9 protein-coding genes are annotated in these 8,182 nt (G+C 76.7%); 4 read left to right on the top strand and 5 right to left on the bottom strand.

Annotation, left to right across the window (positions count from 1 at the left end; translation table 11 throughout):
* Positions 1-32 precede the first annotated feature (32 nt).
* The 3 genes from ABD158_RS07880 to ABD158_RS07890 all read right to left on the bottom strand — a co-directional run bounded on the left by ABD158_RS07880 (position 33) and on the right by ABD158_RS07890 (position 3,005).
* The gene (locus tag ABD158_RS07880) at positions 33-620 is read right to left on the bottom strand and encodes a class F sortase (protein ID WP_344005861.1); all 588 of its coding nucleotides are present in this window, start codon (positions 618-620) and stop codon (positions 33-35) included.
* Positions 621-630: 10 nt separating this feature from the next.
* Positions 631-1,968 (bottom strand): hypothetical protein, encoded by a 1,338-nt coding sequence (locus tag ABD158_RS07885; RefSeq protein WP_344005863.1) that lies wholly within the window; start codon positions 1,966-1,968, stop codon positions 631-633.
* A 167-nt stretch (positions 1,969-2,135) separates the two neighbouring features.
* Complete coding sequence (locus ABD158_RS07890; protein WP_344005865.1) at positions 2,136-3,005, bottom strand: DNA-formamidopyrimidine glycosylase family protein; 870 nt, start codon at positions 3,003-3,005, stop codon at positions 2,136-2,138.
* 48 nt (positions 3,006-3,053) lie between these two features.
* Here ABD158_RS07890 and ABD158_RS07895 point away from each other — a divergent pair, with 48 nt between their 5' ends.
* A complete protein-coding gene (locus ABD158_RS07895) occupies positions 3,054-3,956 on the top strand; it encodes a hypothetical protein (protein WP_344005867.1) in 903 nt (300 codons plus the stop codon).
* 11 nt (positions 3,957-3,967) lie between these two features.
* Positions 3,968-4,468, top strand: coding sequence for a thiol peroxidase (gene tpx / locus ABD158_RS07900; protein WP_344005869.1), 501 nt, complete (start codon positions 3,968-3,970; stop codon positions 4,466-4,468).
* Between the two features lie 28 nt (positions 4,469-4,496).
* On the opposite strand, the gene ABD158_RS07905 is transcribed toward tpx, so the two are convergent.
* Together ABD158_RS07905 and ABD158_RS07910 are read right to left on the bottom strand one after the other, a co-directional pair.
* Entirely contained in the window at positions 4,497-5,798 is a 1,302-nt protein-coding gene (locus ABD158_RS07905) for a hypothetical protein (protein ID WP_344005871.1), read from the bottom strand.
* Between the two features lie 10 nt (positions 5,799-5,808).
* A complete protein-coding gene (locus tag ABD158_RS07910; RefSeq protein WP_344005873.1) occupies positions 5,809-6,783 on the bottom strand; it encodes a lipid kinase in 975 nt (324 codons plus the stop codon).
* 106 nt (positions 6,784-6,889) lie between these two features.
* Here ABD158_RS07910 and ABD158_RS07915 point away from each other — a divergent pair, with 106 nt between their 5' ends.
* Entirely contained in the window at positions 6,890-7,288 is a 399-nt protein-coding gene (locus ABD158_RS07915) for a hypothetical protein (RefSeq protein ID WP_344005875.1), read from the top strand.
* An 84-nt stretch (positions 7,289-7,372) separates the two neighbouring features.
* The gene (locus tag ABD158_RS07920) at positions 7,373-8,176 is read left to right on the top strand and encodes an SDR family oxidoreductase (RefSeq protein WP_344005877.1); all 804 of its coding nucleotides are present in this window, start codon (positions 7,373-7,375) and stop codon (positions 8,174-8,176) included.
* The last annotated feature ends 6 nt before the right edge of the window (positions 8,177-8,182 follow it).

An 8,182-nucleotide genomic window follows, 5' to 3' on the forward strand; every position in this document is an offset into this window, starting at 1 on the left:
GCGCGCCCCTCGTGGCGTTGCGGGGAGGTCGTTCAGGCGTCGGGGGCGGGGGAGCCGAGCGGCTTCGCGTAGACCACGATGTTGTCCTCGTAGACCGAGCCGTCCCAGTTCGTGCAGGTGACGAGCACCAGCCGGCCGGCGGTGCGGTCCTGGCCGAAGATGTCCTCGGCGCGGGAGGCCAGGTCCTCGCGCTCCACGACCTCGCTGTGCGTGACCCGGTAGCGCATCGTGCCCTCGTCGGTGCGGAGGTCGACCACCCGGCCGGCCTCGACGTCGACGATCGGGTCCATCGCCCCGCCCCCGGTGTGCACGGTGTGGCCGGTGATCACCGTCTGGCCGCTGCGGTCCCCGGGCCTGGCGCTGCCGTCCCACCAGCCGACGAGCTCGCCGTCCTGGGGCGGGTCGAGCACGGCGTCCGCGCTCAGCGCGACGGGCACGACGTCGGCGTCGATGTCGAGCGACGGCACGAGCAGCCGCTCGGGCGCCGCCGGGGGGAGGTCCGCGTACGCCGCCTGCGGGTCGTCGGGACCGAGGAGCATCCAGCCGCCGAGGCCGACGACCATCACCAGGACGCCCGCCCCCAGGCCGGAGGCCGTCGAGGACGCGGAGGAGCCGCTCATGCCGGCGGCCTCAGGCGCGGGAGCGTCGGCGGGCGACGGTGACGCCCGTGGCCGTGGCCAGCGCGGTCAGCGCCGCGAGACCCAGGACGGGCGGCAGGCCGCCGTCACCGCTGTCGGCGAGACCGGCCGGCACCGACCGCGGGACGGCGGGGGTGGCGGGCACCTGGCCGCCGGCCGGCGGGTCCGCGGGCGGGGTCGCCGGCGGCTCGGTCGGGGTCGGACGGTCGACGGTGCCGCCGGGGCCGCAGGAGGAGCGGCCCAGCTGGGCGTCGACCGCGGCGAAGCCGACCTGGTCGGCGATGGCGGGCAGCACCTGCAGGTCCAGCGCGGTCACCTCGATGGCGCCGGGGGAGCGGGTCTGCTTGTTGAGCGTCCCGGACAGCACGTTCTGGTCGAGGGGCCCGAGCCGGTCGGCGAGCTGGGAGGTGAGGTTGTCCCGCACCGCCTCGCGGACCTCCTCGAGGCCGCCGGTCAGCTCCGGCGGGAGGTCGGACTGGTCGAGGGAGTCGACGAAGGCGCCGACGACGATGTCGACCACCTCGTCGAGGTCGGTGGCGACGTTGGTGTTGGGTGCCGGGTCCGGGGTGAAGTCGACCAGGTCGATCCGCTCGCCGGGAGGATCGGGGGTGCCCTCCGGCAGCTGCAGGAAGACGCCGACGTCGGTGAGCCGGGCCGAGCCGTCGGCGACGCGGCCGGGGCCGGCGGTGCAGCGGCTCTGGATCGCGCCGACGTCGACGACGAGACCCGCGTCGCCGAACGGCTCGAGCGCCTCGTTGAGGCCGGCGTTGAGGTCGTCGTAGGCGTCGGGCAGCGTGTCGAGCGGAGGCGGGAGCTGGCCGAGGAGGTCGTCGAGCGACGGCGTGCCCTCGACGAGGGAGACGTCGGCGAGGGCGTCGAGGTCGAGCGCGCCGGCGGTGAGCTGCGCGGTCTCGCCCGGGGTGAGGCAGAAGTCCCCGCCGTCGCCAACGGCGGCGAGGCTCGCGCCGTCACCGGCGACGCCGGCGCAGGCCGCGGAGGAGCCCCGACCGCCGGTGACGGTGGTGGTGGCGTCCTGCGCGAGCGTGCCGAGCTGCAGGTCGTCCTGACCGCCGAGGAACGTCGCACGGGGCCGGTTGGTCCCCGACGTGGTCTCGCGGTCGCCGTCGTTGGTCACGCGGTAGGGGCCACCGACCTGGTCCGTGAGCGACTGCCCGCCCACGCGCAGCGAGATCGCCTCCGCCTCGGCCTGCGCGACGGGGTCGGCGGCGTCGGCGGGGGCGGCGCCGAGGGCCAGCAGGCCGGTGGCGGTCAGGACCGCCGTCGTGCCGAGCACCGTGCGTGTGGCGGCCGTGCCGTGCGTGCGAGTCATGCCGGTCCCTCCCCAGGGCGTCGCGTCACCGAGGTCAACGCCTGACGCGGGCCGACGTTACGCGCCGGTAACCCGTTCCGCCAGGCTGGGAGCACGGACGTCCACCGACCGCCCCGAGCGCGTCACCGCCACCGGGCTCACCGCTGCCCGGCTCACCGCTGCCCGGCTCACCGCTGCTCGGCGGGGCACCACCAGGTCGTCCGGCCGCCCACCGTCGCCCGGGTCATGGCGGCACCGCACCGCGGACAGTGCCCGCCGGCGCCGCGGTGGGCGATCACCTCGCCCGTGTGTACGCCGCCCTTCCGCAGCGCGGAGCGGATGGCCTTCCGCAGCTCGCGGCGCAGCTCGTCGAGCTCGTCGACCGAGAGCTCCCCGGCGGGTCGCTGCGGCGACAGGCGGCTCTGCCACAGCACCTCGTCGGCGAGCAGGTTGCCGATCCCGGCCACCGTCGCCTGGTCCAGCAGGCGGGCCTTGAGCGGGGCCGTCCCGCGCCCGACCCGCGTGCGGAAGTCGTCGCGGTCCACCTCGCCGGCGTCGGGTCCGAGGCGGTCGATGTCGGGGTCGAGCCGCACCCGGCCGAGACGGCGCTTGTCGAAGAGCCGCAGGGCGCCGCCGTCGGCGAACGTGAGCGTGAACCGGTACCACTCCGGCTTGACCTCGCCACCCGGGCGCCAGCCCCCTGGCCCGGCGTAGTCACCCCCCTCGTCGTCACCGTCGCCGTCGGCGCCGGCCACCACGATCCGCCCGCTCATGCCGAGGTGGATCCCGAGGCGGGGACCGGCGTCGCCGTCCTGGCCGTCCTGGCCGTCCTGGCCGTCGTCCCCGTCGTCGTCGCGGGACGAGGTGGTGCACCACATGGCCTTGCCCCGGCGGTGCGCGGCGACGAGCTCGCGCCCGAGCAGGGCGTCGCGGATCTCGCCGGGGGCGTGGGGCCGGCACTCCCAGGTGTCGGCGTCGTCGACGTCGACGATGGTGCGCCCGAGCGCGGAGCGCTCCACGACGGCACGGGCGGACTCCACCTCGACGAGCTCGGGCACCTCGCCATTCTGCCGTCGGGGTGGTCGCCGGTCGGGCACACTCCTCGGGTGCACCGCCCACCCCCCGCCCTGCGCGGCTCCCGCCGGCTCGCGGCCCTCGGACTGCTCGCCCCGCTCGTGCTGGCGGGGTGCGGCGGTGAGGAGGCCGCGCCCGCCGGGGACCCGGCCGCTCCCGCCGCGCCCGCGGCCGGCGCGTCGTCCTCCCCGGGCGCCGACGACGACCGCGAGCCCGCGGAGATCCTCGACGCCGCGGTGGACGCCACGATGGAGGCGTCCCGGCTGCGGATCGCCTCCCGAGCGGTGCTGCAGGTCGGCGGGCAGGGGTTCTCGCTGTCGACCACCGGCTCGGTGGACCGCGACAGCGGCGTGGCCGACCTCCGGCTCGGCGCCGGGGCCGACGGCGAGCGCAGCCAGGTCACGGTGCTGTCCGACGGCACCGACGCCTGGGCCGCCGTGGAGGGCGCCCCGGGCGTGACGCTCCCCGAGGGCGCCGACTGGGTCCGCGGCCCCGCCTCCGCGCTGCTCGACGCCCCGGGCTTCCGGTCCGAGAGCCTGCTCGGCGCGCTGCTGGCGCTGCGTGCCGCCGAGGACGTCGAGGAGTACGACGCGGAGAGCCACGACGGCGTCACGACGCGCGTCTTCTCCACCACCGTCGGCTACGACGAGGCGACCAGCGCGGCGGGCGCCGACGCCGTCGCGTTCACCACGGCGCTGGCGCTCACCGGCCCCGCCGCGCAGTCCGACCTCGAGATCGAGGTGGCCGTCGGGCCGGACGACGTGGTCCGGACCTACGATCTGTCGATCGAGTCCGACGCCGACGTCTCGGGCGGCTACGACGTCGACCTGACCGGCGTCGACCGTGACGTCACCACCCCCGCCCCACCCGACCCCGAGGACGTCGCCACCGGCCCCGAGGCCGAGCGCGCCCTGCGCCAGCTGCTGGACCCCTGAGGAGCGACACCATGGCCACCACCGCACTCGGCGGCACCCCCTGCGAGACCTGCGGGCCCCTGCCCGAGGTCGGCAGCGCCGCCCCGTCGTACGAGCTGCTGACCTCCGACATGACCGACGTCGGCCCGCAGCCGGGCACCGCCACGGTGCTCAACGTGTTCCCGAGCGTCGACACCAGCGTCTGCGCCGCGAGCGTGCGTCGCTTCAACGAGCTCGCCGCGGGCCTCGACGGGGCCCGTGTCGTCTGCGTGTCTCACGACCTGCCGTTCGCGCTGCGTCGGTTCTGCGGTGCGGAGGGCGTCGACGACGTCGTGGTCGCCACCGCGTTCCGCAGCAGCTTCGGCGAGGACTACGGCCTGCGCCTGGTCGACGGGGCCTTCGCGCAGCTGCTCGCCCGCGCGGTCGTCGTCGTCGACGGCGAGGGCGTCGTCCGCCACGTCCAGCTCGTGGACGACATCTCCTCCGAGCCCGACTACGACGCCGCGCTCGCGGCCCTGGCCGCCGCGGGCTGACGCGCACGGGGCGACCGCCCCACGCCGCTCAGGCGGTGCGCTGCACGACGACGGCGCCGTGGCTGCCGTAGTCGACCAGCCCCCCGCCGTACGTCGAGCCGTCGAAGCCGACCATCAGCCAGCCGCCGTCGTGGGGGACGACGGTCGGCCAGGGCAGGTTGGTCGGGTAGGTGGCGTCGAGGCGCCCGACCTCGGCCATCGCGAGGTCGAAGCACGGGTAGCCGGCGCGGCGGTGCGGGGACTCCTCGCGGCCGTCGGAGGCGAGCAGCCGCCACCCGTCGGGCAGCCGGGCGAGCGTCGGCCCCTCGCAGAAGACGCGGTCGCGGGCCGCGCCGAGCAGCGTGAGGTCGTCGAGGTCGTGCCCGGCGGCGAGGGCGGGGTGGAAGGAGAAGAACCTCCGCGCCGACACGAAGGCGACCAGCCACCGCTCGCCGTCGTGCACGAGCTGGGCGTCCCAGGCGCCGACCGAGCCCAGGTCGGCGACGGGCAGCGCCAGCGGCTCGACCGTGACCACGTGGCGACCCCGTGCGAGGTCGGCCAGCGACAGTCCGAGGCGGACCTCCACGCCGGGCCGCGCCGTCCGGTCGAAGGTGCCCCAGGTGCTGGTGGCGACCCGCCAGGCGCCGCCGTCGCGCACGAGGTGGGTGGCGTGGTGCCCCAGCACGGCGCCGTCGGGGACGGCTGTGCCGGTGCCGGCGGGGTGGCCGGGTCCGGCGGGGTGGCGGAAGAAGAGGTCGGCGCGGTGGGCCAGGTCGAGGGTGTCGGGGTCGAGCGCCCACACCGAGGTGTGCCCCGTGCGGAAGCCGCCGGGGCCGGCGCTGGTCGCGGTGAGCAGGAACGGACCCGTGCCCGGTGCGCCCTCGCGGTACGGCGTGCCGTCCGCGTGGGTGACCAGGCGCAGGTCGCGCAGCCCCAGCTGGCCGAAGCCGCCGGCGTCGACGACCCCGTCGCCGGGGCGCAGCCCGCGCCACCAGGGGCGCTGGCCGAGGGACGTGCGGGCGCGGGCGGTCCACAGCCCCGCGGTGCGGGACCAGGCGACCACCAGCGGGCCGGTGACGCTCACCGCGAGCTCGTCGACCTCGCGGACCCAGCCGTGGCGCGCGCTGGCCCGCCGCTCGGTGGACCCGTCGCGCTCGACCTCCAGGACGACCCGCCGACCGGTCCGCCGGGCGCGCAGCGTCACCGCGTCGCTGCGCAGCTCCGGGGCCGGCCCGGTGGCCGCCGCCCAGGGCGCTCCGGCCATCGACGTCGAGGGCTGCACGAGCGCCACCGGGCGGTGGCGGGCGACCTCGGCGAACCGCGGCAGCGGTGAGGGCAGGGCGGACGGCATCGGCTCGAGGCTAGGGCTCAGGGTCCCTCGGCGGCCCGGCGGCCCGGGGGCCCGCGCCCGGCCCGTCCAGCCGGGCGGCGTCGCTGTGCTGGGGCACCACGACCCGCACGGCGTTGCGCTCGACGGTGAAGTCGGCCGGGGTCCGGGCGGCGACCTCGCCGTCCAGGTTCACCCCGAGCGTGGGCTCGGTGACGACGCGGACCCGCCGGGTCGCGACGTGGGTGACGCGCTCGTGGTCGACGAACGAGCCGTCCTTGAGGAGCCGGGCGATCGAGACGTGCTCGCGCAGGCGGCCGCGGACGATGGCGTAGACGTCGAGCAGGTGGTCGTCCAGCGAGGCGGTGGGGGAGACGGCGTTGCCGCCGCAGTAGTGCCGCCCGTTGCCGACCGCCACCTGCAGCAGGTCGTCGAGCTCGAGCGGCTCGTGGTCGCCGTCGGGGAACTCCAGCCGGGCCGAGAACGGCTCGTGCGCCCGGTAGGCGGCCAGCGTCGCGACGGGGTAGGCCAGGGGGCCCAGCCGCTTCTTCAGGCGCGGGCTGAGCTTCTCGGTGACGCCCACCGACAGCCCGATCGAGGCGACGTTGAGGTAGGCCGTGGCGCCCACCCGGCCCAGGTCCACGTCGACGACGCGCCCCTCGGCGAGGGCGGCGACGGCGCCCGTGAGCGTCGTCGGCACCTGAAGGGTGCGGGCGAAGTCGTTGGCCGTGCCCAGCGGCAGCACGCCGAGCGTGACGCCCGTCCCGGCCACCGCGCCGGCGGCGCAGCTGATGCTGCCGTCGCCGCCACCGACCACGAGGAGGTCGGGACGGCTGGCGGCCGCCTCGCGCAGGGCCGGCGCGAGCTCGTCCCCGCTGGTCACCCGTCGTACCTCGAGGTCGCGCCAGCCCTGGGCGCGCACCAGCCGCTCGGCGGTCGCCGCGCTCGCCTGGCCGCGACGGGACGCGCCGTTGACGACGAGGACGGCTCGGGAGGTCGCGGGGGTCACGGCACGACCGTACGGGGGCCGGCTGAGGGCGACCTGACGCCGAGGTGGGCCGGACCTGTGGATCGGGTCTGGGCAGCGTCGGTGGCGCGGCGTAGCGTGCCGCGGTGTGAGGCGTCCGCACGAGAACGTGGCCACCGTGCTGGTGGACCCCGCGGTGCTGCCCGACCTGTCCGCCGACCTCGCGTCGCTCGACCTGTGGGTCTGGCCGGTGGCGACCGCGCCGGTCCACACGGACGGGCCGCGGGCCGCCTTCCAGCTGCGGCGCCGGATGGTCGAGGCCCGTCGCGGCGCGTGGGACGACGCCGCGACGTGGACGCCGGTCTGGGTCGCGTTCGGGGACTCGTGGCGGGCGGGGGCGGACCCCCTCCCGTGGTCGGCCCACGCCGCGCTGTGGGACACCCTCGCCGCCCACGGGCTGCACGTGCGCTTCCGCAAGTGCCTCGGAGGCGTCCCGCCGCTGCCCGTGGTCCGCGAGCCCGCCGTCCGGCACCAGCCCGGGGCCTGAGCCCCGGCCCGCGCCCCGGGGGCCGCGGTGACCTCCGTCCCACCCGGTGGGCACCGGGGTTACCGGCTGGTAGGAATGTCGCCCATGGAGAACCGGGTGGTGGCCGTCACCGGCGGCGCGGCAGGGATCGGGCGCGCGACGGCGCTGACGTTCGCGGCGAAGGGCTGGACCGTCGGCGCGTACGACGTGGATGAGGCGGGCCTCGCGGACCTCGTCGACGAGGCCTCGGCGCTGCCCGGCGAGGTACGCACGGCCCGCCTCGACGTCCGCGACGCCGAGGCCTTCGAGGGGGTCCTGGCCGACCTGGTGGCCGGGACCGGGCGCCTGGACGCGCTGGTCAACAACGCGGGGATCCTGCTCGCGGGGCGCTTCGAGGACGGCGACACCGCGGCGTACGACCGCGAGATCGACATCAACGTCAAGGGCGTCATGCACGGCCTGCGCGCCGGCTTCGCCCCCCTGCGCCGCACGGCGGCCGAGCACGGCCGGGCGGTCGTGGTGAACATGGCCTCGGCCTCCGCCATCTACGGCCAGGCCGAGCTCGCCAACTACAGCGCCACCAAGTTCTACGTGCGCGGCCTGACCGAGGCGCTCGACCTCGAGTGGGGCCGCCACGGCATCGCCGTGCGCGCCCTGTGGCCGCTGTTCGTGCAGACCGCCATGACGGCGGACATGTCGACCGGCACCACCGACTCGCTCGGCATCCGGCTGACCGCCCAGGACGTCGCCGACGCCGTCCTGCTGGCCGTGGAGCCGGGCCGCGCCCGCGGTGCGCTGCACCAGGTGCACTTCCCGGTCGGGCTGCAGACGAAGGTGCTCTCGGCCGGCTCGCGCTTCTCCCCGGCCTGGCTGACCCGTCTGGTCAACAAGAGGCTCGCCCACTCCTAGACCCCG

The sequence above is a fragment of the Nocardioides lentus genome (genome assembly GCF_039529515.1).
GTDB lineage: Bacteria > Actinomycetota > Actinomycetes > Propionibacteriales > Nocardioidaceae > Nocardioides > Nocardioides lentus.

What these genes read in the sequence shown, in the direction of transcription:
- ABD158_RS07880 (WP_344005861.1), bottom strand. Translation starts at nt 620, where the DNA reads ATGAGCGGCTCCTCCGCGTCCTCGACGGCCTCCGGCCTGGGGGCGGGC.
- tpx (WP_344005869.1), top strand. Translation starts at nt 3,968, where the DNA reads ATGGCCACCACCGCACTCGGCGGCACCCCCTGCGAGACCTGCGGGCCC.
- ABD158_RS07885 (WP_344005863.1), bottom strand. Translation starts at nt 1,968, where the DNA reads ATGACTCGCACGCACGGCACGGCCGCCACACGCACGGTGCTCGGCACG.
- ABD158_RS07920 (WP_344005877.1), top strand. Translation starts at nt 7,373, where the DNA reads ATGGAGAACCGGGTGGTGGCCGTCACCGGCGGCGCGGCAGGGATCGGG.
- ABD158_RS07905 (WP_344005871.1), bottom strand. Translation starts at nt 5,798, where the DNA reads ATGCCGTCCGCCCTGCCCTCACCGCTGCCGCGGTTCGCCGAGGTCGCC.